Source organism: Williamsia maris (genome assembly GCF_024171815.1).
Taxonomy (GTDB): domain Bacteria; phylum Actinomycetota; class Actinomycetes; order Mycobacteriales; family Mycobacteriaceae; genus Williamsia_A; species Williamsia_A maris.
On sequence record NZ_JAMTCJ010000004.1, the window covers coordinates 205,920 to 230,654 of the forward strand.

The window sequence follows — 24,735 nt, forward strand, 5'->3', positions numbered from 1 at the left end:
GGTTTGACGGAACGACTCTGACTCGGGGGCGCCTAGCAAACGACAACCTGCCAATAATTTACGTTACGCCAGGTGCGCTATTGTCTCCAGTTCACTGGAGGGCACCCGTTGCGGCATTGGCGGCGGTGCACACTTTCCAGGTGTTGTCGGTTTGCGCAAGCGCGAAGAACGCAATGGCGGGGGTATTTCCTTCTGGGTCGCCGGGCACGCCAATTGTGACGCGGGCGTAGGTGGTGGCTACCGGTCCGTCGATCTGCGTGTAATGGAAGTCGTTTGCGGAAACGATTGCGGCGCGTTGGGTCGTGGGGGTGCTGATCAGCCCACTGTGTTCTTTGTCGAGTAGCTGGATTCGGATGTCGCCACATGATCGATCTGATGCGGCGGTCCAATCGCGGTCGCGATAGCTGGTCAAGAATCCTGTTACAGCTTGTTCGACGCCCTTGGTGGACTTGTCGCGGGACGCTACTTCAGATGAGGCTCCGAACACGCCGGCCCACCCGCATGCTGCGATCACGAGCGCGAGTACCGCGAGAAGAGCACCAGCGGTAACCCACGTCGCTGGAATCTGCTTGTTGCGAAGACTCATTTCGACTGGTTCCTGCCAGTGAAGAATCGCCGAGCGTAGTAAGCAACTAGTAGCGCGGCCGCGCAGAATGCGGCGACGTCGAGGATGCCGGTGTGACCATGGGCTGCTGAGACGACGGCTGGCACCGTGACCACGATGACGATGAAGCACACAAAGTAGTCATAGCCGTCGAATCGTCGGCGCTTTTTGCTGTCAGACACAGTTGTCAAATCTCCACTGTCCTTCGATTCGTGTCCACTTACGTGGGCCTGCTAGAAAGCGGGGGGCCTTGTCGTCGGACAGGGTGGACTCGATCACGGCTGAGCCCGGGGCGCGCGCGACCAGTCTGACAGCTGTCACCGACGGGCGGCCGTCGTATCCGCTCAGCAACGATCGGAGATCGTCGCCAAACTGTGCGGCGGTGGTCCCCTTGGTGCAGACGGGGGACCGCAACCCGAAGACCCGCTCGTATTCCCTATCGAAGACAGCGGTGTAGTAGCTGCTCACCGCATCTCGCAAACCGGGTGCCTGCACGTCGATTACCGGTGTCTTGTCCCCGCCCGTCGATTGGCTAGTTCCGCATGCGGTCGCAGCTACAACTGACACCAGAACGGTAGCGGCGCGGGCAAGCGTGACTAGCCGGCTCATGCTCGGCACGCCGGGTAGGGCTGGCACGTCGGCCGGTCGGGGGTGGCCGGGGGTGGTGGTGGCGCTTGCGATGTCGGCGGAGGCGCCTGCGGGGTCTGGGGCACAGGGTCCTGGGTCGTCGGCTCCTGAGTTTGAGGTTCTTGCGTCGGTATCGGTGCTTGCGGAGTTGGTGTCTGCGTCACGGGCACGTCACCGTTCGGACCTTCGGACTCGCCGCCGCCACCACCGTTTTGACCTCCGCTGTTACCGCTACCGCCGCTACCGCCGTTACCGCTACCGCCGGACCCGCCCCCATTCGACCCGCCCCCGGAATCGGAGTCTCCGCCGAGGGCATCGCCTATCCATTTGGCGCATTCAATGATGGCTTTGATCCCTGCGATTTCGGATACGAAATCTCTGATGTCTGGGTCGCCGCTGATGGCGTTCCAGATCCACTTTGGGCTCTTATCGCCCTTCTTGATCTCGTCAATGAGATCGGAAATCCGATACGCGGTGGACGGTTTGACGAACTTCGCCGCCTGCTCGAGGATTTTAAGGATTCGTGCGAATCTCAGTAGCGGCAGGACCACTGCTAGGACGCTGCTCGCGCAGACCACGCCGTGCCAGATGCAATCCACGCCAAGGAATCCGCAGCCGGATAGCTGGGTGAATTTCGGACCCATTCCCATGCTGGTGAAGTCTGCGTAGGTGTATGGGCCCATCGGCAGCGGCGCGGTAAGGGTGCGCGGTGACGCTGCGGCTGGGGTTCGCCCAGGAACAACAGGTGTGGTCAAGCCGTCGCGGGTGTCGGTGTCGGTGTCGGTGTCGCCGGCGGCGGGTGTGGGCTGGGGCCGGTTGGCGGTCGGGGGTGGCGCGGCGGTGCGGGTGGGGACGGGCACGATAGGTGTTCCGTCGCCAGTTCCGGGGCCTGGGCCGGTGTCGATGCCGACTTGTGGGCCGCCGGTCTGTCCTTGTCCGTTGGGGCTTGTGATGGTGGGTGCTGCTGGTGCGGTGGGGGTGAAGGTGTTGGTCGGGACACTAATGCAGGGGTAGCCCGGGCCGAACTGTTTGCGCATGGCATCACAGAGTGCGTCGGCACTTGCTGGCGCGGGCTTCGATAGCCAGGCACCGTTGGCGCTCAGTACCCCTGTGGCTGCCAGCACGACTGCCGCAATCGCTATCACGCGCACCCACTGCGACTGGTGCTGATCCGCAGTACGTTTCATCGGTGCGTTGCTGGTGGTCATAGGTGGTGGGGCCGTCCGTAGACGTTGATGGTGTTGTCGTTGGCGGGTGTGGAGATCGCGACGGTGACGTAGGAGCGCAGGGTGACGGGTCCGAGGCAGCCGTCGACGCGGATGTGGATGCCGTCGGTGGTGATGGCTCCGCGGGCGGCGGCGAGTTTTTTGGTGCCGAGTGGGATGTCGGTGATGGTGCCGGGCTTCAGCGTCGATGAGATCGATGGCTGCACACTGGCTCCCACGCCTAATGCGGGTGGGTAGGAGATGTTGAGGGTGGCATTCGGGCCGCCGGCGATGCCGATGGTGGCTCCGGAACTTACGTCGGTGTTGCAACCGACCTGGAACCCGCCGGTCACAGTCCCCGCGGTCACCGGTGAGCTACCTGCACCAGCAATCCCGCCGGCGGCCTTCAACGACAGGAATCCCTCGCGGGTCCAGGGCGATTGGTTGAGTGGCGGGACCGAGCGGACGTGTTCGTGGGATTTGGTGGCGGTGACCCGCCACCCATCATCAGTGACTTTCGTGACCGCCCGGTCGGCGAACGAATTCGCGGCCGGGCGTGGGGGAGTGGCATGCGCGGCGCCAGCCCCAGCGCCGATGGCCAAAGCTATGAATGTTGCGACCGCGGGTGTGGCCGTGTGTCGTGCCAACGCCATCTGAAGTGGTCCTCCCGAAAGTTGTACACCTGAGCGGTGTTGTGATCAGGAACAATGACACGCCCCCTGCGGCAACGCAATTGGTTACACATCACCAATCGCCCCCGCGGTTGGTGGTGTGGATCACCCACCGGACTGTTTCCGCAGCTAACGGCCCCTGCGGCGGTTGACACCACGTCCTGGCGCGGGGGCTGTGAACATGGTTGGTGACCAGATTGTGACCATCGACGCTGGTCAGCGAGGTGTGAAATACGCCATTTTCAGCTGCGCGTTGTTGTGGGCAAGGCGGTTTCGTGTCAGCTTGATCGGGCGCGCACCCGAATCGTGGTGTGCGCTAGTCGGTTCCATATCGCGAACCGCGAAAAACGTGTATTTAATGACTGAATGGGTGGTCCTCATGGTGTTGGTGCGTCGTGTGGCAGTGACCGCGGGTGCGTGCGCGGTGATCGGTGCGGGTGCTGTGGTGGGTGCTCCGTTGGCGTCGGCGTTCACCGTGGCGCCGGCACCGGGTGGGGCGACGGTCGTCACTACTCAGTCCGAGGCGCGGGCAATCCACAACGCGAATCTCAAGCCGGTGATCGACGCTGTGTTGCCCGGTTTTCGTGGGATTCGCACGAAGGAGTCGGTGGGCACGCTGGTCAACCGATACTCCGGCATCGCCGCGAACACCCCGGGTGGGAAGTTCGAGACCTCGGTCAAAGGACTGCCGAACCGGACGACCATCTACGTCGGGGTACTTACACCGCGATAGACCCGGATAACCCTGGTGGATCGGATGTGGGTGCAGCGGGGCTGGCGGCACAGCAGCGGTAGTGGGGTGGTGGTTGTTGGTGCGGTTGGGTGAGCGTGATGGGTTCGGCCGGTTCGGCGATCTCGACGACGACGGTGCGACGGTGTTGTGTCATGAGTGTGGGCGGCGGTTGAAGTCGATCGCCGCCCATGTCGTGCGGGTCCATGACATTCCGGCGCGGGACTACAAAGTCCGCCACGGACTCCCACTCGGTCAGGCGTTGTGTTCGAAGGCGGTCTCGGAGCGGATGTCGGCCGGGGTGCGGGCGGTCCAGGGCGCGGACTACATGCGTGCGATCGCAACAAAGGTCGATCAGACGGTGGCTGCGCAGCGTCACCGCGAGACCCTCGCCGAGTACCGCGAGGTGTTCACCAGCGGCTTGCGTGCTCAACGTAAACACCTTGCCCGCCGTGAGGCGGTGTGGACGTGTCCGGGGTGTGGGGCGCAGTGGTGCAACCTGGCCACCACCGACACACCGCGGGTCACGTGCAGCGAACGGTGTCGACGACACGTCGGTGCCCGCCGAAAAAAGCTGACCGCCGCCGAGCGTGCTGCCCGCGACACCGAGATCCGCCACCAGATCCATGGCATGGGCCAGACGGTGCGTGAGGTGGCACGTCACCACGGCCTGCCCCTGGGCGCGATACGCCGCATCCTCGCCACCCGCGACACCGCACCGGAACCGGAACCATCAGCAATCGCCCATGCTTCGTCACCCGTGACACAACACGATCAGCAGCGTCACCCGCGGTCGGCATAACGGAACCGACCTCATGCCGACGACACCCGCTCACACCGTAGAAGCGCTCACCGCTGTCGAGTTCGCGATCAAGATAATCCACCCCGACACCCGCACCCACGCCCAGCGTTTCCACGCAGGCTTCCTCACCGCCCGCAACATCGACACCGACACCATCACCGCCCACTGGAACACCATCGCCGACCAATGGCCCCAGGACTGACGTCCGAAAACCGCGACTATGTCAGGAAGCCGTCAAAGCCTGTCCACAGCAATGTATCTCACGCGCCGATAGTTATATTATGTCGGGCCACATTGAAAGTCGCTGGTAGGCCGCGATACAAGAAACGACACCGATCACATCTACGACAAGTCGGGACTTCTCACCGTTCAGAAAGGCGACAACACGGTCTACGCGGCACTGAACCTGGGAATCACAACGGCATAAAGTGCGCCACGGCAGAGACGACCACCCGAGGTGGGCTCACCGTGCTCACCCCACCAGGTGCCGCTTGGTGTGCGGATCGGCCGTCGGTTTCACCGAAACCGGTCACACGACGAGTTATCGAGAACCCACGCGCGCACCTGTGAGCCGTGATCGAAGGAGGTGTCGTCGACCACGATGATGCAGTCGCTCGCGGCGAGTGCGCGGATCGATCCCGAGGATGGGCCACACGGTGTGACACCGTCGATCTCGAGTATCCCGAGCAGATAGCGCGTGTACCCGGCGCGCCCCGCGTTCAGTGTGGACAGGAGCGGAACCTCGCGGGTAGGTCGATCGATGGCCCGGTGGCCCAAAGCGGCCCGTACGACGGGACGTACGAAGACCTCGTATGAGACGAAGGAACTGACCGGGTTGCCGGGTAGGCAGACGATGGGGACGCCGTCGACGCGGCCGAGTCCCTGGGGACGGCCCGGTTTCAGGGCCACAGGCCCGAAGTCGGCGTCCCGACCCTGAAGCGCAAGCCGTACGACGTCCTCAGTGCCGGCGCTGATCCCGCCGGTGGTGACGATGAGATCGGCCCAGTCGGCGCAAAGCTCGAGCGTGTCTCGAAGGCTGTTAACGTCATCACCGATCGGGTTCGGGCGGCGTACCGTCGCGCCGCACGCCGCGAGGTCTGCCCCGAGCATGGAGCCGTTGGACTCGTGGATCTGCCCAGGTCGGGTGTCCTCGCCTGCCCACACGAGTTCGCTGCCGGTGGAAACGACGGCCACGCGGAGGGCGGAACGGACCCTTACGTGCGTTCGTCCCAACGCACGGAGGACACCGATGCGGTTCGGGGACAGTCGTGTTCCCGCCGTGAGGACCTTCTCGTTGGCCGCGATGTCCCCGCCCGCGACACGGATGTTCGCGCCCTTCGCGAAAGAACCACTGATTCGCACGTGGCCGGACGTGAAGTCGTCGACGAATCCGCTGGTCGCTTCTACCGGCACGACCGCCTGTGCTCCCGACGGCACCTGAGCGCCGGTCATGATCTGGATCGCCGTCCCCGGCGCCACGTGCACCTCGGGGTCGGTGACCGGGCCGGCCACACGCGGGCCCCGCACCGCCGGTGCCGAACCGGTGCACAGGTCATTCATCGTCACGGCGAATCCGTCGACGGCGGACACGTCGAAGGCCGGCACCGCCACCGGCGCCGAGATGTCCTCGGCCAGAACGTGGCCCACGGAATCGTCCACCGGGACCGAACGCGGCGCTGCGACGATCCCTAGTGCCCGAATCCGCGCGCGGTGTTCGGCGACCGTGCGCACTCACCCACCTGCTACGGGCGGCAGGATCGCGAGCTCGTCGGTGGCCGTGCACGGTTGTCGACCGTCCCGGGTGACGGGATCGCCGTTGAGCCAGATGCGCGAGAACGCGACGACCTCCCCGAACCGCGGGCCGTACATCTGCTCGGCGGCATCGATCACCGCCACGACGCAGTCACCCGGGATCTCCTGCGCGCGAGCGCCTGACGCCTCCCGCGCGCTCGCGAACATCAGGACCTTCGCCATCGGCATTCTCCATTCGTCTGTCGGGTGACGTGTACGCGGTCAGCCACCGATGAACGACATCTCGACACGTTTGCCCGCCGGCGCCTCACCCGGGCCCGACCGCAGTTCGGAATATCGGTCGTCGCGTCGTGTCCACAGGCGCCGCAACGTCTCGGTGACGACGTCGTCGTCGGCCCCCGACCGCATCAGGGTACGAAGGTCGGTGCCCGCGGTGGCGAACAGACAGGAGTAGACCTGACCGTCGGCAGACAGGCGTGCGCGTGTGCAGTCACCGCAGAAGGGTGTGGTCACCGAGCCGATGACGCCGATTTCACCGCCACCGTCGACATATTGATAGCGCCTGGCCACCTCGCCCTCATACCGCGGGGGGAGGACCTCGAGGGGGTGCGCGGCAGCAATGGTGGCGGTGATCTGATCGGCACGGACGACCTGTTCGCCGTCCCATCCGTTCGTCGAACCGACGTCCATGTATTCAATAAATCGGACGGTGACCGAGGAGTGGCGGAAACGCTCGGCCAGAGCCAACACCGACGACTCGTTGACCCCGGCCCGAACCACCACGTTGACCTTCACCGGACCCAATCCAGTGTCGGCCGCGGCGTCGATACCGTCGAGTACCCGGCCCACCGGGACCCGGGTATCGCTCATCCGACGGAAGACCTCCGGGTCGGTGGAATCCAGACTCACGGTCACGCGGTCGAGGCCCGCGCGCGCCAAGCCTTCCGCGCGTGCGGCCAGCAGCGCCCCGTTGGTGGTCATCGCCACCTCGAGGCCATCGAGGCCCTTGAGCGTGGCGATGAGCGACTCGACCCCTGACCTCAGCAGGGGTTCGCCACCGGTCAGCCGGACCTTGCGAACCCCGAGCTGCATGGCAATGCGCGTCACCCGCTCGATCTCGTCGAACGTCAGGAGACGGTCGGACGGGAGGAAGGCGTGATCGGGACCGAACTCGTCGCGCGGCATGCAGTACACGCAGCGGAAATTGCACCGGTCGGTCAGGGAGATGCGCAAATCGCGCAGTGGGCGCCCTCGGGTGTCGCGTACGTCGTGCGTGGTCATGCGCCCGCCGTTACGGGTACGGGACGCCAGGCGTTCGCGGCGACGGCCACATCGTCGATCGCGGCACCGGTCTCCACCCACGATCCCCCGCCTCGGTGGAGTTCACGCTTCCAGATGGGCACGGCGAGCTTGAGAACGTCGATGCAGAACTGTGCTGCATGGAACGCGGCGGCGCGATGTCCGGCCGCGACGGCCACCAGGACGCTGGCCTCACCGGTGGGCACGACGCCGCGGCGGTGCACGATGGCGATCCCGCCGACGTCGGTCCACCGGTGCGCCGCGGCGTGTGCGATCTGCTCCATCCGGTCCACGGCGTGTCGCTCGTACACCTCGTAGTCGATGGCCGTAACCCCGTCGATCAGCGCGCCGTGGTGGTCGTACGAGTGATCGCGGACGGTGCCACTGAAGGTGACCACCGCGCCGCAGCCCGGTGACGCGACATGCGCGGTGACGTCCACGCCCGACAGGGGCTCGCCGAGCACACTGGCCGAGACGACGGCGCGTTGACCGATCATCACATCGCCGTCGGACTCCGCGCCTCGTGAGTTGTTGCTCATGACCCGACTGTGCCGGTCGTCAGCGGGGTGGCGGTTGTCGCCCAGCGACCAGATGTTGACTGACAGAGACGGCTTGTCGGCGCTCGTATTCGCTGGTCAGGAGTTCTTGGCATCGTCACGATCGGTACACATCGGCGCAACATGCAGCGATAGACTTGAGACCGCGTGGCGGGTTACGCGCGACCGCGAGGAATGGAGGAATCCATGCTGACACGATCGGGATTCACCGTGCCCGCGCGGACGACCAGTCACGGCGATTGGATCGATCTGCTGCGGACCCACTTCGTGGCGCTCGACGTCCCCGAGGTGGGGACCGAACGGTTCACCGGCTCGGTTCGCTCACAATCGATCGCACATCTGCAGGTCTCCAGCGTCGACTCGACGAGCCAACGGATCGAGCGCAACGGCACCCTGATCGACGCCGACAGCGGCGACTTCATCCAGGTGGGGATGATCCGTCGCGGCACCGCGGTCGTCCGCCAAGACGGTCGCGAATGCGCTCTCGGCAGGGACGATTTCGTCGTCTACGACACCACCCGACCGTTCGAGTGGATGTGCACCGGTGATCCTCACGACGACCAGTGGTCGCTCGAGGTGTTCACCTGGCCCCGCGCCACACTGGCGCTGACCGAACGGGACTCGTCGGATCTCACGGCCATCCGGCTCGACGGCCGGAACGGGATGAGTGGAGTGCTGGGCAGGTTCCTGCACGACCTCGTGGTCTCACGATCGGGTGCCGGGACCGCGGGCGCGCACGCCGTCGCCGACGAGATCGGTGACCTGGTCAGCGTGATCGCCCGAACTGCCACCGGTGTTCCGCCCGTCGGGATCGGCTCCAGTTCGCTGCGGGATATCAACGGATACATCGACGATCACCTCGGCGATCCCACCCTGTCCCCGGTGGTCATCGCCGATGCGATGGGTGTGTCCACACGGCACCTGCACCGGCTGTTCGCCGACCACCAGATGACGGTGTCGCGGTCGATACGTACGCGCCGCCTCGAGAAGTGCCGACGCGAGATCATCGCGTGTGTGGCTGTAGATCGGTCTCTGAGCCAGATCTCGCGCCGCTGGGGCTTCACCGACCTCGCGGTGTTCAGCCGGGCGTTCAAGAGCGAGTTCGGCATGAGCCCACGGCAGTACCGGGCCATGGTGGCCGAGCAGTCGGGTGACGCACACGCCGTCACCCGACCGCGTCGACCCGGCGACCCGGAGTGATCCGTCGATCAGACGCGGTCGCTGGAATGGCCCGGCGACACCGGCTCGGAGGCGTTGACCAGCGCGGCGATGTGATTGACCGCCACTGCGGCCTCGGCGAAGCCCACCGATATGAGCTTCACCTTGTTCTCGTGCCCGGCGACGTCGCCCGCCGCGAACACTCTGGACCGATTGGTCCGCATCGCGCGATCGATGGCGATGTCGCGCTGATGCTTCTCCAGCCCCCAGGCGTTGATCGGCCCCAACGCGGCCTTGAAGCCCAAAGCGGCGACCACGCTGGTCACCGGGAGATCTCTGCTCGTTCCGCTGTCGGCGTCGATGACGGTGACCGAGTCGATCGTCGTCTCACCGGAGATGCGAGACACCTCGAAGGGCGTCAGCACCGACACCGTGGACTCCTCGAGCAGCTTGAGGCTGTGCTCGTGCGCACGGAAATCGTTGCGACGGTGCACGAGGGACACCGAGTTCGCGATGGACTCGAGACCCAACGCCCAATCCACGGCCGAATCGCCACCGCCCACGACGAGTACGTCGTGCCCGGCCAACTCGTCAAGGTGCGGGACGAAGTACCGCAGCCCGCGGTCGGCAAATTCCGATCCGGCCGGCAGCGGGCGCGGGGTGAACTTCCCGATACCTGCGGCGACGAGGATGGCCTTACCGGTCACGGTTGTGCCGCGGTCGGTGGTCACCCGCACCCCGTCGCCGTCGTCGTCGGCGGTCATCGCCACGTGTTCCAGGAGATACACCGGCGCCGTGCGTGACGCCTGCTCGACGAGCGCATCGACGAGACTCTGGGCGCGGATGGCCGGGAAGCCGGCGACATCGAAGACCAGCTTCTCCGGGTACAGCGCTGTCATCTGACCACCGGGATGGGGCAGGGCGTCGATGATGACGACACTCATCGCGCGAAAACCGGCGTAGTAGGCGGCGTACAGCCCGACCGGTCCGGCTCCGACGACGATCAGATCGCAGTCGATCGTCGTCGCGTCGGGCCCCCGGGTCGTGTCCGGGTCAGTCATTCCCGCCCAGCTCCGCCACCGCCGGGTGATCCCGGCCGACCGGCCCGAAATCTTCGGCGCCGCCGGAGGCTTCCGTCTCGTCGAAGAAGTCGACGGCGATGTCGACGAACAACGCCTTGTCCGCCGGGATCTTGTGCTCCCAGAAGATCGCGTCGTTCGGGCAGGCGGGTACGCACTTCCCGCAGTCGACGCACTCGTCGGGATTGATGTACACCATGCGTGCACCCTCATAGATGCAGTCGACGGGACATTCCTCGACGCACGACTTGTCGAGTTCGTCGACGCAAGCGTCGGTCACCACGTATGCCATCGGTGTTCTCCTATCCGTTCTCGGTGTTGACGCCAACCTGCTCGACAAGGGCTACCTCGACGAGCGTGTCGGAGAAGGTGGGTGCGTTGCCGAGGTCGGCGAACACGGTGGGGTTCAACGACGCCGGCGTCGACAAGGAGATGGAGTTCTTGCGCCAATAGCCCATCGAGCAGACGGTCACACCCGGCATCACGGACTTGTCGGTCTTCGCGATCACGATGAACTCGCCGCGGTCGTTGAAGACCCGCACCTGCGCACCCGATTCGATACCGCGTGCCGCCGCGTCGATCGGGTTGATGAGCAGGCTGGGTTCACGCTGCACTTTCTGATGCATCGCGATGTTGGCGAAGCTCGAGTTGATGTACGCGTGAGACTTCGGCGACAGCAGATTGAGCGGGAACTTGTCCGCCAGTTCGGGGTTGGCTCGACTGGTCTCCCGTGGTGCGATGTAGTGGGGAAGTGGGTCGACGGGCTGTCCCGGCTGGTGATCGTTGGACCCCTGACGGAACAGTGGCAGGACGAAGTTCCCGCCGGCCGCCGCCGACGACACGAATTCGGTCTTACCCGACGGGGTTCGGAAGTTCCCCTCGGCGTGCGGTGCGTACTCCTCCGGAGACGGGAGGTTCAGCCGTTGCCACCCCTTCTCCCGTAGTGACTCGAGGGTGATGCCCTCCATCGCCGGTGCATCCCAGTCGTAGGCGTCGGCGAGCAATTCCTCGTCGGTCCGCAGGAACGCCGCCTCGGTGAACCCCATCGCTGCCGCCAGTCGCCGGAACAACTCGCTGTTGGGGATGGCCTCTCCCCGCGGCTCGATCGACCTGTTGTTGTACGTGACGAACAGGTGCCCCCAGGAGAAGTTGATGTCGTCCTGTTCGAGCTGCGTCGTCGCCGGGAGGACGATGTCGGCGTACGACGCGGTGTCGGTGAGGAAGTGGTCGCTGACCACGGTGAACAGATCTTCACGCGAGAGGCCCTCGATCATCCGGTCCTGGTCGGGACACACCACGACGGGATTCGAGTTGTAGACCATGAGGCCCTTGAGTGGCGTGTCGAGCTCGAGGCCGCCTGTCAGCGCCTCGCCGAGGCGGAACAGGTTGATCACCCGGGTACCCGGGGTCTGCAGCTCGGTTTGTAGGAACGCGGGCCAGTTGACCGGGAACGCCCACAGCGGGAGCTGCAGCAGTCCGCCACCCGGCTTGCGCCACGCGCCCACCAGTGCGGGCAGGCAGGAGATCGCACGCACGGCCTGTCCACCGCCCGCGCTGCGCTCGATAGCGACGCCGATCCGGATGACCGACGGCTGGGATTGCGCGTATTCACGAGCGAGCGTGCAGATGTCATCGACCGGGATGCCGGTTTCCTCGGATGCCCACTCCGGGGTGTAGCCGGCGACACGCTCGACGAGTTCGTCGTAACCCACCGTGTGATCGGCGATGTAGGCGTCGTCGGTGAGTCCCTCGGCAATGATCACGTGGATCATCGCCAGGGCCAGTGCGCCGTCGGTGCCGGGCCGGATGGGGATGTACTGACTCGCTGCTTTGGCGGTGCGGGTCTTCACCGGGTCGATGACGACGACCTTCGCACCGCGCTTCTTGGCCTCGGCGATGTAGGGCCAGAGGTGCAGATTTGTGCTCATCACGTTCGACGCCCACACGAGGATGAACTTCGAGTGCACGAAGCTCTCCGGGTCCACACCTGCGGTGTCCCCGACGGTCATCGCATACGCGGTGCACGACCCGGCGTCGCAATAGGTGCGTTCGGCGACGGTGGCGCCGAGCCGGTTGAAGAACGCGTCACCGACGTTGAGCCCCTGCGTGATCCCCTGGGTGCCCAAGTAGTTGCACGGCATGATCGCCTCGGAGCCGAATTCCTCGCTGATCGAGGTGAACTTCTCGGCGATGGTGGCGATGGCCTCGTCCCAGGAGATCCGCTCGAACTGATTGCTGCCCTTCGGTCCGGAGCGCTTCATCGGGTAGAGCAGCCGGTCCGGGCTGTAAACCTTGTCGAGGTAGTTGTCGACCTTCACGCACAGTCCGCCGTTGGTGTACGGCATGGACTTGCTGCCGCTGACACTCGTGGCGACACCATCGGCCACGGTGACCACCATGGCGCAGCTGTCTGGGCAGTCCTGCGGGCATGCACCCAGAACGGTCAGTTCCTTCGCGGGTGAATGGACTGTGGCGGACGGGTCGGCGATCGGCGGGCTGATTTCGGACAGTGTCGGCATCGGGACTCCAGGGGGCGGTGAATGGGCTCACCATTAATCGTCCTGTCCCGGTGGCGGTGCGACATGACTGTCAGCGACAGCTTATTGACCAAGTGTGGAACCGACGAGGACGACGTCGCGGGCCGATGTGCCGGACGACTCGGGCCCCGAGTCGCGGTACGAGTCGGTGACCCGAGGAGTACCCGCCGATCTGGCACAGCACCACCAACCACAGCTCGGTGGCGACACCGCGATCGAGTTCGGCCTCAGTCGCGCAACAGGTACATCGTGCCGATAGTTTGCGTTATGTCTGCGCCGGGGCGGGATTGGTGAGTCCGAGGGCGCGGAGGATGTTGGTGAGGTGGTGGTCGTACATTGCGTCGACGTTGGTCGAGAGCAGGGCGAGGTTGCCCCACAGTTCGGAGTAGATGAACCCGAGGTTGCTTGCCCATGCGCTGTGCATGTGGACGAGTACGTCGTCGGAGATTGGGGTTTCGCTCATCGACATGAGGTAGGTCGCGAGAGGACCTTTTTCTCCGTCGAGGACTGCCGGTAAGGGTTCTGGTTGTGCGGCACCGCTTGTGAAGGCTTCAGCATACATTTGGGCCATCGTGGTGACCGCGCGTGCAGCGGCCGGCCCGGTCGCTTCTGCTGGTGCGTGGTAGCCGGGCACTGGGGTTCCGAAGATGAGCGCGAAGTCGTGGGGGAAGGCTTTGGCCCACGCTCGTGCGGCGGCGAATGCGGCCGCAATCTGGTCCGAAGTTGGGTTGTCACCACGGCTTCGGCGCGTCTCGTCGATGGTGTCGGCGAGTGCGGTGTAGGCGTCGATGCACAGCGCGGTCACGAGGTCGGAGTGGTTCGGGAAGTAGCGGTAGATCGCCGCTGAGGACATGCGCATGTCGCGCGCCACCGCCCGTAGTGATAGCCCGCCGTGGCCTGCGTCGGCCAGCTTTTCGCGTGATCGGCGTTTGATCTCGTCGATGGTGGCTGCGCGGCGAACCTGTTGCCTCGACGGTTCCGGGCGGGCTCGGCTCGTGGTCACCGCGTCTGGCTGTTCTTCGTCGGTGGGTATGGGCACGGTGTTGACAATACCGCACACCACCCACATAGTTATCGGTGATAGCACAATCATCGTCGATAACAAAGGGGTTCTCATGGCAATGTCCGTGTCGAGTGGGCCGTCGGTGTTCCGCAAGCGCACCTACACGCTGGGCCATCTGGCGTCCGATGCCCGCGTGCTCGCCTCGCGCCGCAAGGAAATGAAAGCGATCTGGGCGGAGCCGCGGTTGGATCCACAGCTACGCGAGCAGGTGATGGTGGCGGTGGCGACGGTCAACGCGTGCGGGTTTTGCACGTACATCCACCACGAGACCGCTCTGCAGGTCGGGGCCGATGTGGGGGACCTGGCCAGTCTGATCGACCAGAGTGACAAGCCTCTCGACGACGACGCCATCGTGGCGATCATGTGGGCGCAGCGCTACGCCGAGACAGGCTTCGGCGAGATCGGCGAGCTCCTCGAACACGCTCTTGCGCAACGATTCACCGAGGAGCAACGCCGCGATATAGAGACGGTGGTGCGCGTTATGACGTTGAACAACCTCTGCGGCAACACCCTCGAAGCGCTGGTGCGCCGACTACGGGGTAACCGGGTGACCCACAGCCGGTTGATTGACGAACTCGTCATCGGGGTGGGCTATTTCCTGGGAGCGGTTCCGCAAGGGCTGCTGACAGCCCGGATGCGCGGCAAGTCGCCGGCGGTGGCGTTTCGGGAAGCGCGCGCGGCCATCGCCGCGGCGGCATGACCGCCTCGGCGGGGGTCGACGTCGTGGTCATCGGATCGGGTTTCGGGGGCGCGGTCACCGCGGCACGACTGGCCGAAGGCGGCATGAGTGTCTTGGTCTTCGAACGCGGACCGTGGTGGGGCGACCAGGCGTTGCGGGTGGAACCGGGTCGTGTCCGGGAGTTCCCGCGTGGGCCCCTGGGAATCCGGCGGGCGCTACGAGGGGTGCGCTGGTCAGGTCCTGACCGCAGCGGGTCGATCACCCCGTATCGCGACGGACTGTTTGAGCTCAATCAGTTCGATCAGCTGTCGTGTCTCACGGCCAGCGGTGTCGGCGGCGGGTCGCTGGTGTACACGAACATGCACGTCAGAGCGCCCGCCCCCTATTTCGATCGATTTCCCGACGAGATCACCGCCACGGACATGACGCGGTACTACGACAAAGTCGCCGCGATGCAGCGGCCCGTGCCTGACCCTTTCCCCCGGACCCGCACCGCCACTTTCGACGCCGCGGTTGCCTCGGCGCGGCTGGGCCAGATCCGCCACCCCGATCTCGCGATCGACTTCGCCAAGACCGGCACGGGTTCTGGGGCGGCACATAAACCGTGCATCCTCGGCAGCAACGACTGCACCAAACGCAGCCTCGACCGCACCTATCTTGCGCAGGCAATCGACCACGGCGCCACCGTGCGGGCGTTGTGTGAGGTGACGGCGCTGGGCACGAACGCCGCCGGCGGGTGGGAAGTCCGCTTCCGCGACCACCACCAGGGTCGAACACACACCGTGACCGCCGCGCGGGTCGTCGTCGCGGCAGGAACGCTGGGCACCCTACGGATATTGCTGACCGCCCGCGACCGCCACCACACGCTGCCCGACCTCAGTCCCGCACTGGGCCATGGCTTCACCCCGAACGGTGACCGCGCGGCTTTGCTGCATCGCACCGCGGATAGCGTGGGCAGCGGATCGGGGCCCAGCATCAGTAGTTACGTACAGATGCGACACGACGACGGCGACTACCTGGTTGCTGCAGCCGGGCTGCCGTTGCACGCTCTCCCGCTGCCAGGTGTTGCGAGACGGCGACTCGACCGCACCATGGTGTTGTTCGCGATGGGGGCCGATGCCATCAAGTCCGAGGTCACCCTCGACGACCGCGGTGCGCTCCGCGCCGACACCGCCCGCACCAGCGCCCCCGACGTCTACGACCAGATCGACCGAACCACAGCGATGATTGCGCACGAGCTGTCGCCGCGCCGGGTACTCATCAACGCGCCGTTCGGTCGTCGCAGCCGACGGATGTTCACCGTGCACCCGCTCGGCGGCATCCCTATCGCCACCTCACGTGAGCGGGGTGTCGTCGACCACACCGGCCAGGTTTTCGATCACCCAGGCCTCTACGTCTGCGACGGCAGCCTGCTCCCCGGAGCGCCGGGAATCCCGCCGGCGATGACCATCGCCGCTCTCGCCGAACGCCAAAGCGACCTCATCCTCGCCTCCACCACCCCCTAGATAGGTAAAACCCATGGCACTGCACACCGTCCCCACCGCGCACGACACTTTCCGTTTCGACGAAATCAGTGTCGCGTTCGACGCCGAACCCACCTCCAGCCACGCACCGGTGGGTGATTACCAGGCGCGGATCGTCGCTGTCGCCGTCATCAACCGACTCCCACGCTGGCTGGGCAACCTGATCACACCCCTCGTCGCCCGAGTGACCGGCACCATCTGGATGGGCAAACGCCTCACTCCCGGCGGCAGCGGATCCAACCTGTGGTTCAGCTGGTCGCGTCCCCGCCAATACGGAGACTTCACCCACAGCTCCACGGCCGGGCGCGCACGCCTCGACTACGCCGTCGACTCGAACCCGGCACTACTGCGGGCATTCCGCGGAGAGATCACCACGATCGGCCCCGAAATACTGCTCGGGCGCATGACATTCCGAGTGAAGAACCGTGAGATGACGGTCCTCTATTTCACCCTCGAACGATAGCCGCGCCCAAACCTGCCACCCCCAAGCCAGCGCCAGGCCGCTGCCGGTTTCTGACCCTCGTAACGGTGCCCGGCCTGTGCGCACGCCCGGGGCGGCCCCACCCCCGTGGAGCGATCCGGGGCCGCTCCGGGCACCCCAAACCATCCCGCCGACCAAGAGAGTGAGACCACCTCGTGAACATGGTTTCGCCGCGTCAATGGCGGCAACTGATCGCACTGGTAGTCGTCGCGACCGCAGCCCTGTGCACGGTAGGGGTGCGCTACGTCCACCTCGACCACCTTCTGGGCTCCGGCCAGTACACGGTGCACGCCGACTTCACCGACTCTGGCGGAATCTTCACCAACGCCGAGGTCACCTACCAAGGCGTCGCCATCGGGCGGGTCGGTCAACTGCATCTGGCCAGCAACGGAGTTCGCGTGGAGCTGATGCTCGACTCAGACAGTCCGCGAGTGCCCACCACCGCCCAGGCCGTCGTGGCCAACCGCTCGGCAATCGGCGAACAGTTCGTCGATCTGCGGCCAGCGACAGTGACCGGGCCCTACCTGCACGCCGGATCGGTCATCACCGACACCACAGTTCCGATTCCGGTCGAAGATGTTGTCTCCAGCGCGATCACATTGTCGGATTCCATCCCGGTCGATGACCTACACACAGTGGTCACCGAGTTGGGCAACGCGTTCGACGGCCGCGGTGAGAACCTGCGCAGCCTGGTCAATTCGCTCTCAAAGCTCGCCGCGTCAGGACACGACAACCTCCCGGCCACCATCTCGTTGCTCCGCAACGCCGACACCGTCCTGGGCACCCAGGCCGATCAGTCCGACGCCATCTTGGACTGGTCGAAGAGCCTGGGCCTGATCACCACCCAACTCGCCAGTAGCGATCCCTCGATCCGCCGGTTGCTGACCAGCGGCACCGCGTCGGCCACCCAGATCTCGGCACTACTGACGCGCAGCGGCGGCGACGCGACGACCGTGGTGCGCAACCTGGCCACCGACGTCCGGAACATGAAGGGCACGTTCTACGGGGTTTCTCCGGCGCTGTCGATGCTCTCGCTGGTCTCGGCTGCCAGCCACAGCACCATTTACAGTCCCAGGTTCGACGGGACCATCCGGTTCAATCTCGTTGCCGAGGTGAACAACCCGGCTTCGTGCACGGTGGGCTATGAAAGCACCCGGGCCGAGATCGCGGCCATGAAAAAGAAGAACCCGTCGTTCGACATCAACTACGACGACTTCCCGTTCAACACCCGCGCCCACTGCGGTGTTGGGCAGGGCAGCCCCGTCGCGGTCCGGGGCGGACAGAACGCGAAATTCGCAGACCCCAACACCGCCCAGCCATGGGATCGGATCGCGAAGAAGGACCCCGACAAACTCAACCTCAACCCCCTCGCCACACAGATCGCGCAACTGCTGGGAGTGCACACCCCATGAGAGGTCCGTTCCAGATGAACCCGTCGTCACCGCCCGCGGCCACCCGAGTCACCAACAGGGGAGTGGTCTACCAGCGCCGCGGCACCGGCCGACCTCTCGTGCTCATCCACGGCCTCGGGAGCCACAAAGGTGTCTGGACCCCGATCATCGATGCCCTCGCCCTCGAACGCGACGTCATCGCAATCGACCTCCCTGGTTTCGGCGCCAGCGCCGCGGTCGGGGCGGGCACGGTCGATCAACTGACCGACCACGTCGCGGACTTCCTCACCGACATCGGAATCGACAGCCCAGAAGTCGCCGGGAACTCCATGGGCGGGGCCATTGCTCTGGAACTGGGTTGCCGCGGCGTCGCGTCCCGGGTGACGGCGTTTTCACCCATCGGATTCTGGAACAGAGCCGAGCTGCTGTGGTGTCAACTCGCCACCCAAACCTTGCGATCATCATTCGTCCATCTACCCGGGCTGAGCACCGCGATGCTGACCCACCAACCCGGCCGGCAACTACTGCGCCTGATGTTCGCCCACCCGCACCGCATACCCCCCACCCAGCTCGCGGCCGACCTCGAAGCAGTTCAACGCGCCGCCGGCTTCGCTGACGCGGTCGCCTCGTTCGCCGGCTACACCCTCAGCGATCACACTGCGCTGCGAGCGATTCCCGTGACCATCGCCTGGGGTCGGCGCGACATCTTGTTGACCCACCGCACCCAAAGCCGGCGCGCCGCCGCCGCCCTTCCTACCGCCCGGCACGTCACCATCGACTCGGCCGGGCATGTCCCGTTCGCCGACAACCCCGCGACGTGCGTGGCGCTGCTCACCGACCCACCGCACAGCTCGCAGACGTCGGCACCACCCGACCGCGTGTCCGGCTCGGGGCCACGATGAGCCCAGGGCACTACCTCCTCGCCGCTGCAGTGGCATGGCTTGTCCTGTCGATCCCGGTGGCTGTGCTCACCGGTGCATGTATCGCCCACGCCGAACGGCAAAGCTGGCCCGCCGTCACGCAGCACACGCACACGACGTCGCGCCTCGACCGCCGTGTCGCGCACGCTCCCACCCACCTGCCGTCAGGGCGACGTGGCCTGCGGCACATAGAGGGTCGCGACAGTGCACGCCGACGGTGCATTGACGGCCGATTCGATGCGGTGCGGCCATGACCCACCGATACAGACGCATGACGGTGCGTACCGCGTTGCCATGCGCTGCGACTCATGCTGCGGCGCAGCGCCCGCCGACGTGTCCGGCCGGCGGCACGGCCCGGCGTGGTAGCCGAGGCAACGTGCATGGCCGTCGGCACCGACTGTCGGTGGTGGGTGCGTTAATGGTCTCGACCGTTGGTGTGGCTGCGTGCGGATCCATCGACGCCGGTGCCATCGACACGCCGACAACCGGTATCGCGTCTGCATCGCAGACCGTTCCCGGGTTGGGATGCACCCCAGGGATACCCGGGGTGGCGATGGTTCCCGTGGCCACCACGGTGGCCCGATTGTCGGTCGCGGTGGCGCGGCCACCAGGCTGGAAACGCACCCAGCGTCTGGCGTGGGGGCTGGCGGTATTCGGGCAAATCGCCCCTCGCGGTGACGCCGCCGCCGTGGTGACCGTCAACCAGATCTCCGCCCACGTGCACACCGCCGACGATGCACTGCGGGTGCACAACCACTCCATCACAGCTGCGGGTGGCACCAATCTGATTGTTGTCGCTGACCCGGTGTGTGGACTGCCTGGCGAACTGCTCACGGTCACCCAACCCGCCCGCGGGTCTCTCCCGAAACGCACCGCGACCATGCGTGTCGTGGTGGTCAAGACGGCAAGGAAGTACATCGCGGTGTCGCTGGTCGTGGAGCCGCTGACACGAAGTACCAGCCCCGCGTTTCGCCGCGACCTCACGACGCTGACGGCGACGTTCATGGTGACCCTCGACAGCCCGCCCATCTAGCACGCAGCGCACCGACTGCCGTCGCTGCGCTGCCGGTCGGTTTTTTGCGTTCTGGCCCGCACACCCGACTGAGACAACATTGACCGCCACCCCGCGGTGACCGTCCAATCACCACGGCAACAAACGGCGGCGCGATCCGAACGCTACGAGACAGCCAGGGAGGACAGCGTAATGAGCAACGCGCGTTCTTCGAGATCGCTCAACGCCGATGCCGACACCTGCCACGCCCCCAGCAGCGACGCAGCCCGCGGGCGAATCTGCACCGCAACAGCTGCGATATGCGTCGAATCATCAGTCGCGGCAGCAACGATGCACGCGATCGCCCAACGCGCACAGGTGTCACAAGCGACCATGTACCGGCTGTGGCCATCGCGCACCGAACTCCTCATCGACGCTGTCGCCAGCCTTCTTGCCCGCCCCGCGCCCCGACCACACGGACTCGCCTTCGACACAGAACTGGCCCAGACAACAATCGCACTCACGGAAGCTCTGCGCCGCAGCGTCGGGTCGTGCTACGTCGAGCTGCACTTGCACCTCAGTCCGGGCCCACTGCGACGGCACCTCTACAACCACACACTGCTGCCGTGGCGACACCAGATGGCCCAGATTTGGTCAGACGGTCTCGCCGCCTCGCAATTCACCACCGACGTCGAACACTCAACCGCGGTCGATCACCTCATCACCGTGGCCTTGGTCGCCACGGTCGCACCACCGCATGCAGCCGCACGCCACATCTCCATAGCGATGACGGCACTGAGCAGACGACATCCGCCGACACTGGGCTCGGTGCGACCATGACTCGACCCGACGGCGCAGACCATCCTCCCTGGCAGACATCGGCATGCCCGGCTGAACGACTCGAGCTACGACACGGTGAACCCCACATCGTGTTCGGATGCGGCGCCCCCATCAGCAACACCCGACCCCGCACATCCGAGGCAGTCCAATGCCACGTATGCCGGCGATGGCTCGACCTGCCAGTGGTTCCCGTCAGAACCCTTACCCCTGCAACGGACTACCTGTGACCGTTCCAACGCTTCGCGGGCACGCCTCGCCCCCAATCGTCAGGCACTGGCGCACCGCTCCTATGCCCACATGGGTCGATCACGGAACTCGGGACGACGATCACCCCCACCGAGTCTGTGAATCATCACAAATGATCACTGACGCCAGGCCGCAGATCGGCGGCTTCTATCTTGTGTCGGAGACGGACGCGCACGCGGGTGTTCGCATTCAGTGATGGACGGTAAGATCGCCGAATTAGTCTCTGCAACAGCAACAGTCCAGATTGGGAGCAGTTTGCTGGCCCCGCTCTGCAACCGACTGCCCGAAGTCGTTGTACGTTTGCCCGACAAACGCTACCATTCGCCGATGGCAACGTTGACTGTGATGCGGAACATCACCGCGCACGCTCCAATCGAACGACACTCGCGATGAGTGTCCTGAACAAGCGGATGGTCATCCAGCTGGTGGCGCTGGCCATAGTCGGGGTCGCGGCCATCGTCTATGTCGGTCTCACCTATGCCCGAATAGGAGAGTTGGCGGGTATCGATCGCTACACGGTTCACGCCGACTTCTCCGATTCCGGAGGAATTTTCGTCAACGCCGAGGTCACCTACCAAGGTGTCCCAGTTGGTCGCGTCCGGTCGCTGGAACTACGTCCCGGCGGAGTGCGTGTCAACCTGTCGCTCGACTCTGCCGGCCCCGCTGTACCCGCCTCGGCGCAAGCAGTTGTCGCTAACCGGTCTGCGATCGGCGAACAGTTCGTCGACCTACGACCCGCCAGCGCTGGCGGCCCGACCCTCGTCGACGGGTCACTCATCACTGACACCTCGACACCTCGACCGGTTCAAGATGTCATCGCAAGTGCCGTGGCGTTCACTGACTCACTACCTCTCGCGGACCTGAAGACCGTCATCACTGAGTTGGGCAAAGCGTTCAACGGCAACGGGGAAAGCCTGTCTACACTGATCGATTCGCTGTCCCAACTCGCAAAGTCGGGCCACGACAACCTCGCGCAGACAGTCTCTCTGCTTCGCCACGCCAACACCGCGCTGGCGACCCAAGCTGACCAGGCCGATCCCATCGGCGACTGGGCGAGCAACCTCAACCTGATCAGCGCCCAACTGGCCTCCAGTGACCCAGCCATTCGCCGACTTCTGACCACAGGCACCGCATCGGCCACCCAGTTAGCCGCACTGTTGCAACGAAGCGGCGGCGACGCCACCACAGTCATACGCCATCTGGCGACCGACGTCCGGAACATCAAACCCACATTCGTGACCACATCACCAGTGCTCGCCATCGTGTCCGGCATATCAAGCGGAAGCTTCACCCCCGCCCCCGGCGACGGCACCGTCCACTTCGGCATCGTTCTGGAAACAAACAACCCTCCCGCATGCACCCTCGGCTACGAGAGCACCCAGGCCGAGATCGCCGCCATCAAGAAAAAGAACCCATCATTCGACCTCAACTACGACGACTTCCCCTTTAACCCGAAGGCCAACTGTAAAATCGCGCAGGGAAATCCAACCGCCGTCCGACGCGCACAAAACGCACGCTACGCCGACCCCGCGATGTCCCAGCCCTGGGACAACAACCCGAAAAAAGACCCCGACAAACTCAACCTCAACCCCATCGCAACCCAGCTGGCCGCGCTCCTGGGCATTACCCGTCGAGCGGGGTAGCGAGACGCGCTATCGCCACCCACCCATCGGGACATCCTGTCGAACGGTGGCCCCAGGACTAACGAGCGGAAACAGCGACTATGTCGGGTGTCCGATCCAGAACATGTTGAGAGCGAATTGAGTTCGCGACAAGGGCACTCTCATGTCTTTTTGGAAGTGATCGGCGCCGCTCATCCAAGATGACATGAGAGTGTCGGAGGCTGATCCGAAAAGACGTGAGAGTGTCGGACCGCGACGCCCGCCGTTGACCAAACCGATCGCCGTATAGAGCTGCTCGGTGGTCATCGAGCCAGCAAACGTCTGACTCCGTTGATGTGATCGACGAACGCACCCGAGAACGCGACGCCGGCGATCGACGCGCTTACGCGGAAAGATACGGCCCGCGTCCGTGAGCGGGACGGGAACGTGGCGATACGTCACAGTGACGTATCGCGCACCCTAAACCGGGTGCTGCACCAAAGGGGAATGACGACGGATGGTCCGTCGGAGAGTGATACCGCAGACATGGCCGTCTATCGAGTGGTTTGCTAGCGGCGGTCCGGATGGCGCCGGCAGGGCGTTTCGACGGTTGACTCGCATGTCTTTGTGGCTTTCTGAGGTGGTCAGATAGCTCTCGGGTCTTCCCGGATCTACCGTCAAACTACTTCGGATTGGACATGTCCGATCCAGAACAGGTTGAGAATGGATCGAGTTCGTGAGCACGCAAGTTTCATGTCTTTCTGGACGTGATCGGAGCCGCTGATCTAAGAAGACATGAGAGGGCCGGAGGCTGTTCTGATAGGGCATGAGAGTGTCGGACGACGCCGGTGAGAGTCGCGGTGGCGAACCCTATCGGGCTGCGAACCGATAAGCTTAACGGGCGTACGTATTGGCCTGCCATTGATCTGTCTTTGAACGGGTTTGTAGAATCGAATTCACCGGTGGCCCACGCTCGGCGCGAGTTGGCCCCGGGTTGGCGCTAGCTGGGTCTGTTGGCTGGGCTCGATGAGCCGCTAGTTGGTGGGTGTCGGCGAAGACGAGGTTGCCGTCGGCGGTGAGGATCGCCCATCGGCGCGCCGCTTCGGCGATACGGATGTTGTTGGCGTCAACGGGGTGGGCAGCGAACTCGCCGAAGTCTTCGACGATGCTTCCGGCCACCGCTTGGTCGGTATGGGGGTGGACGACTGCCCGACAACCCACTGTCGGTTCCCACTTGGAAAGTGCGGTTCCGGTCTCTTGTTCGATTGTCTTGCGTGAAGACTCGGCCACCTGTGTGGGGGATGTAGTGGCGGTCCGGCTTGCCTTCCGCTTCTTCACGGCACCTGCTTTTCGTGCTGCTGGGTGATGGTGTCGGGGGCCCAGGACATGACGGCTATGCGGTTGACTTCGTGAAAGAGTCGATCTCGCACCTGGGCTCCGAGGCGGGGTTGCTGCGCCGCAGGTTGCGTGGCGAGGTCGTGATGCAGCTCGAGTGCGAATTGCGCTGGCGTCAAGCCGAATGTGGAGAAGATCTGGTAGCTGTTAGCCCCGCCGTAGGGCAGCCAGCACACGGCAAAAGTGACCGTGGTCAAACCTGTATCGTCGTCTGTGATGTTCGCGGCGGCGCTGCGATCTGGCATGTCGAAAGTTTCGGAACGGGCTGTGCGAACTCGCGAGAGTCGGTGGGTGACTCCCGCTGTCGCGCCGGTCGCGAGTGCGCCAATGCTGCCGAATAGTGCACCAAGAGCGACTATCTCCGCTCCATGATCGGTTGCGGTGGGTGTGTGCTGGGCGGCGAGGGCGCCGTAGAACCACCCGACGATGAACAGTACACGCCCGCCGGTGACGCCGGATGCGGCTGCGACGATCATAGTGGTCTGCCAGCGGTCGGGGTCGCGGTGCTCGGTCGGGACATCGCCGTGCACGGAGTCGTGTTTCGACGCGGGTTGGCGGTGGGGGCCGTGCGGGGGTGGGTGCAT

The 24,735-nt window shown here is 64.9% G+C and carries 26 protein-coding genes; 12 read left to right on the forward strand and 14 right to left on the reverse strand.

From position 1 onward, the window contains the following. Positions 1–91: 91 nt before the first annotated feature. From LX13_RS19600 to LX13_RS19615, 4 genes are all read right to left on the reverse strand, one after another. Positions 92–586 (reverse strand): Rv0361 family membrane protein, encoded by a 495-nt coding sequence (locus LX13_RS19600; protein WP_253663015.1) that lies wholly within the window; start codon positions 584–586, stop codon positions 92–94. After that, positions 583–786 carry a hypothetical protein gene (locus tag LX13_RS19605; protein ID WP_253663016.1) on the reverse strand — a complete coding sequence of 68 codons (204 nt, stop codon included), beginning with the start codon at positions 784–786 and terminating at the stop codon, positions 583–585. Before LX13_RS19605 ends, LX13_RS19600 begins: the two co-directional genes overlap by 4 nt. 423 nt (positions 787–1,209) lie before the next feature. Continuing rightward, positions 1,210–2,439: a hypothetical protein gene (locus tag LX13_RS19610; RefSeq protein ID WP_253663017.1), complete on the reverse strand. Its 1,230-nt coding sequence runs from the start codon at positions 2,437–2,439 to the stop codon at positions 1,210–1,212. Beyond that, positions 2,436–3,089, reverse strand: a complete 654-nt coding sequence (locus LX13_RS19615) for an MspA family porin (protein WP_253663018.1) — start codon at positions 3,087–3,089, stop codon at positions 2,436–2,438. Before LX13_RS19615 ends, LX13_RS19610 begins: the two co-directional genes overlap by 4 nt. A 376-nt stretch (positions 3,090–3,465) precedes the next feature. On the opposite strand from LX13_RS19615, the gene LX13_RS19620 reads away from it, so the two are divergent. The 3 genes from LX13_RS19620 (at position 3,466) to LX13_RS19630 (ending at position 4,841) form a co-directional block, all read left to right on the forward strand. Then, entirely contained in the window at positions 3,466–3,840 is a 375-nt protein-coding gene (locus LX13_RS19620; protein WP_253663019.1) for a hypothetical protein, read from the forward strand. A 79-nt stretch (positions 3,841–3,919) separates the two neighbouring features. Further along, positions 3,920–4,639: a MucR family transcriptional regulator gene (locus tag LX13_RS19625; protein ID WP_253663020.1), complete on the forward strand. Its 720-nt coding sequence runs from the start codon at positions 3,920–3,922 to the stop codon at positions 4,637–4,639. A gap of 13 nt (positions 4,640–4,652) precedes the next feature. Continuing rightward, positions 4,653–4,841: a hypothetical protein gene (locus LX13_RS19630; protein WP_253663021.1), complete on the forward strand. Its 189-nt coding sequence runs from the start codon at positions 4,653–4,655 to the stop codon at positions 4,839–4,841. 314 nt (positions 4,842–5,155) lie between these two features. Here LX13_RS19630 and LX13_RS23565 read toward each other — a convergent pair whose 3' ends face one another. Genes LX13_RS23565 through LX13_RS19650 form a run of 4 tightly spaced genes read right to left on the reverse strand, consistent with a single transcriptional unit; the run spans position 5,156 to position 8,229 of the window. Then, a complete protein-coding gene (locus LX13_RS23565; RefSeq protein ID WP_253663022.1) occupies positions 5,156–6,370 on the reverse strand; it encodes a molybdopterin molybdotransferase MoeA in 1,215 nt (404 codons plus the stop codon). Continuing rightward, positions 6,371–6,613, reverse strand: a complete 243-nt coding sequence (locus LX13_RS19640) for a MoaD/ThiS family protein (protein WP_253663023.1) — start codon at positions 6,611–6,613, stop codon at positions 6,371–6,373. Between the two features lie 39 nt (positions 6,614–6,652). Next, a complete protein-coding gene (moaA, locus tag LX13_RS19645; protein ID WP_253663024.1) occupies positions 6,653–7,672 on the reverse strand; it encodes a GTP 3',8-cyclase MoaA in 1,020 nt (339 codons plus the stop codon). Continuing rightward, positions 7,669–8,229, reverse strand: coding sequence for a molybdopterin synthase catalytic subunit (locus LX13_RS19650; protein ID WP_253663025.1), 561 nt, complete (start codon positions 8,227–8,229; stop codon positions 7,669–7,671). The genes moaA and LX13_RS19650 overlap by 4 nt, the downstream gene beginning before the upstream one ends. A 204-nt stretch (positions 8,230–8,433) precedes the next feature. Between LX13_RS19650 and LX13_RS19655 the strand changes: the two genes are divergently transcribed. After that, complete coding sequence (locus tag LX13_RS19655; protein ID WP_253663026.1) at positions 8,434–9,447, forward strand: helix-turn-helix domain-containing protein; 1,014 nt, start codon at positions 8,434–8,436, stop codon at positions 9,445–9,447. Between the two features lie 8 nt (positions 9,448–9,455). Here the strand turns inward: LX13_RS19655 and LX13_RS19660 are convergent, their stop codons facing one another. The 4 genes from LX13_RS19660 to LX13_RS19675 form a co-directional block, all read right to left on the reverse strand. Beyond that, positions 9,456–10,466: an NAD(P)/FAD-dependent oxidoreductase gene (locus LX13_RS19660; protein ID WP_253663027.1), complete on the reverse strand. Its 1,011-nt coding sequence runs from the start codon at positions 10,464–10,466 to the stop codon at positions 9,456–9,458. Next, positions 10,459–10,776 carry a ferredoxin gene (fdxA, locus tag LX13_RS19665; RefSeq protein WP_253663028.1) on the reverse strand — a complete coding sequence of 106 codons (318 nt, stop codon included), beginning with the start codon at positions 10,774–10,776 and terminating at the stop codon, positions 10,459–10,461. Before fdxA ends, LX13_RS19660 begins: the two co-directional genes overlap by 8 nt. Before the next feature lie 10 nt (positions 10,777–10,786). Then, a complete protein-coding gene (locus LX13_RS19670) occupies positions 10,787–13,003 on the reverse strand; it encodes a molybdopterin-containing oxidoreductase family protein (RefSeq protein ID WP_253663029.1) in 2,217 nt (738 codons plus the stop codon). Between the two features lie 283 nt (positions 13,004–13,286). After that, a complete protein-coding gene (locus LX13_RS19675) occupies positions 13,287–14,060 on the reverse strand; it encodes a TetR/AcrR family transcriptional regulator (RefSeq protein ID WP_253663030.1) in 774 nt (257 codons plus the stop codon). A 76-nt stretch (positions 14,061–14,136) separates the two neighbouring features. Here LX13_RS19675 and LX13_RS19680 point away from each other — a divergent pair, with 76 nt between their 5' ends. The 8 genes from LX13_RS19680 (at position 14,137) to LX13_RS19715 (ending at position 22,798) form a co-directional block, all read left to right on the forward strand. After that, positions 14,137–14,784, forward strand: a complete 648-nt coding sequence (locus LX13_RS19680) for a carboxymuconolactone decarboxylase family protein (protein WP_253663031.1) — start codon at positions 14,137–14,139, stop codon at positions 14,782–14,784. Beyond that, the gene (locus tag LX13_RS19685) at positions 14,781–16,268 is read left to right on the forward strand and encodes a GMC oxidoreductase (RefSeq protein WP_253663032.1); all 1,488 of its coding nucleotides are present in this window, start codon (positions 14,781–14,783) and stop codon (positions 16,266–16,268) included. The genes LX13_RS19680 and LX13_RS19685 overlap by 4 nt, the downstream gene beginning before the upstream one ends. Positions 16,269–16,281: 13 nt before the next feature. Then, complete coding sequence (locus LX13_RS19690) at positions 16,282–16,749, forward strand: hypothetical protein (RefSeq protein ID WP_253663033.1); 468 nt, start codon at positions 16,282–16,284, stop codon at positions 16,747–16,749. 179 nt (positions 16,750–16,928) lie between these two features. After that, the gene (locus tag LX13_RS19695) at positions 16,929–18,179 is read left to right on the forward strand and encodes an MCE family protein (protein ID WP_253663609.1); all 1,251 of its coding nucleotides are present in this window, start codon (positions 16,929–16,931) and stop codon (positions 18,177–18,179) included. Beyond that, positions 18,176–19,060 (forward strand): alpha/beta fold hydrolase, encoded by an 885-nt coding sequence (locus LX13_RS19700; RefSeq protein WP_253663034.1) that lies wholly within the window; start codon positions 18,176–18,178, stop codon positions 19,058–19,060. The genes LX13_RS19695 and LX13_RS19700 overlap by 4 nt, the downstream gene beginning before the upstream one ends. A 436-nt stretch (positions 19,061–19,496) precedes the next feature. Further along, entirely contained in the window at positions 19,497–20,111 is a 615-nt protein-coding gene (locus LX13_RS19705; protein WP_253663035.1) for a hypothetical protein, read from the forward strand. A gap of 96 nt (positions 20,112–20,207) precedes the next feature. Further along, positions 20,208–20,909: a TetR/AcrR family transcriptional regulator gene (locus tag LX13_RS19710; RefSeq protein ID WP_253663036.1), complete on the forward strand. Its 702-nt coding sequence runs from the start codon at positions 20,208–20,210 to the stop codon at positions 20,907–20,909. 635 nt (positions 20,910–21,544) lie between these two features. Then, positions 21,545–22,798, forward strand: coding sequence for an MCE family protein (locus LX13_RS19715; RefSeq protein ID WP_253663037.1), 1,254 nt, complete (start codon positions 21,545–21,547; stop codon positions 22,796–22,798). Positions 22,799–23,650: 852 nt separating this feature from the next. Here the strand turns inward: LX13_RS19715 and LX13_RS19720 are convergent. Together LX13_RS19720 and LX13_RS19725 are read right to left on the reverse strand one after the other, a co-directional pair. Beyond that, positions 23,651–24,094: a hypothetical protein gene (locus LX13_RS19720; protein ID WP_253663038.1), complete on the reverse strand. Its 444-nt coding sequence runs from the start codon at positions 24,092–24,094 to the stop codon at positions 23,651–23,653. Next, entirely contained in the window at positions 24,091–24,681 is a 591-nt protein-coding gene (locus tag LX13_RS19725) for a hypothetical protein (RefSeq protein WP_253663039.1), read from the reverse strand. The genes LX13_RS19720 and LX13_RS19725 overlap by 4 nt, the downstream gene beginning before the upstream one ends. Positions 24,682–24,735 lie beyond the last annotated feature (54 nt).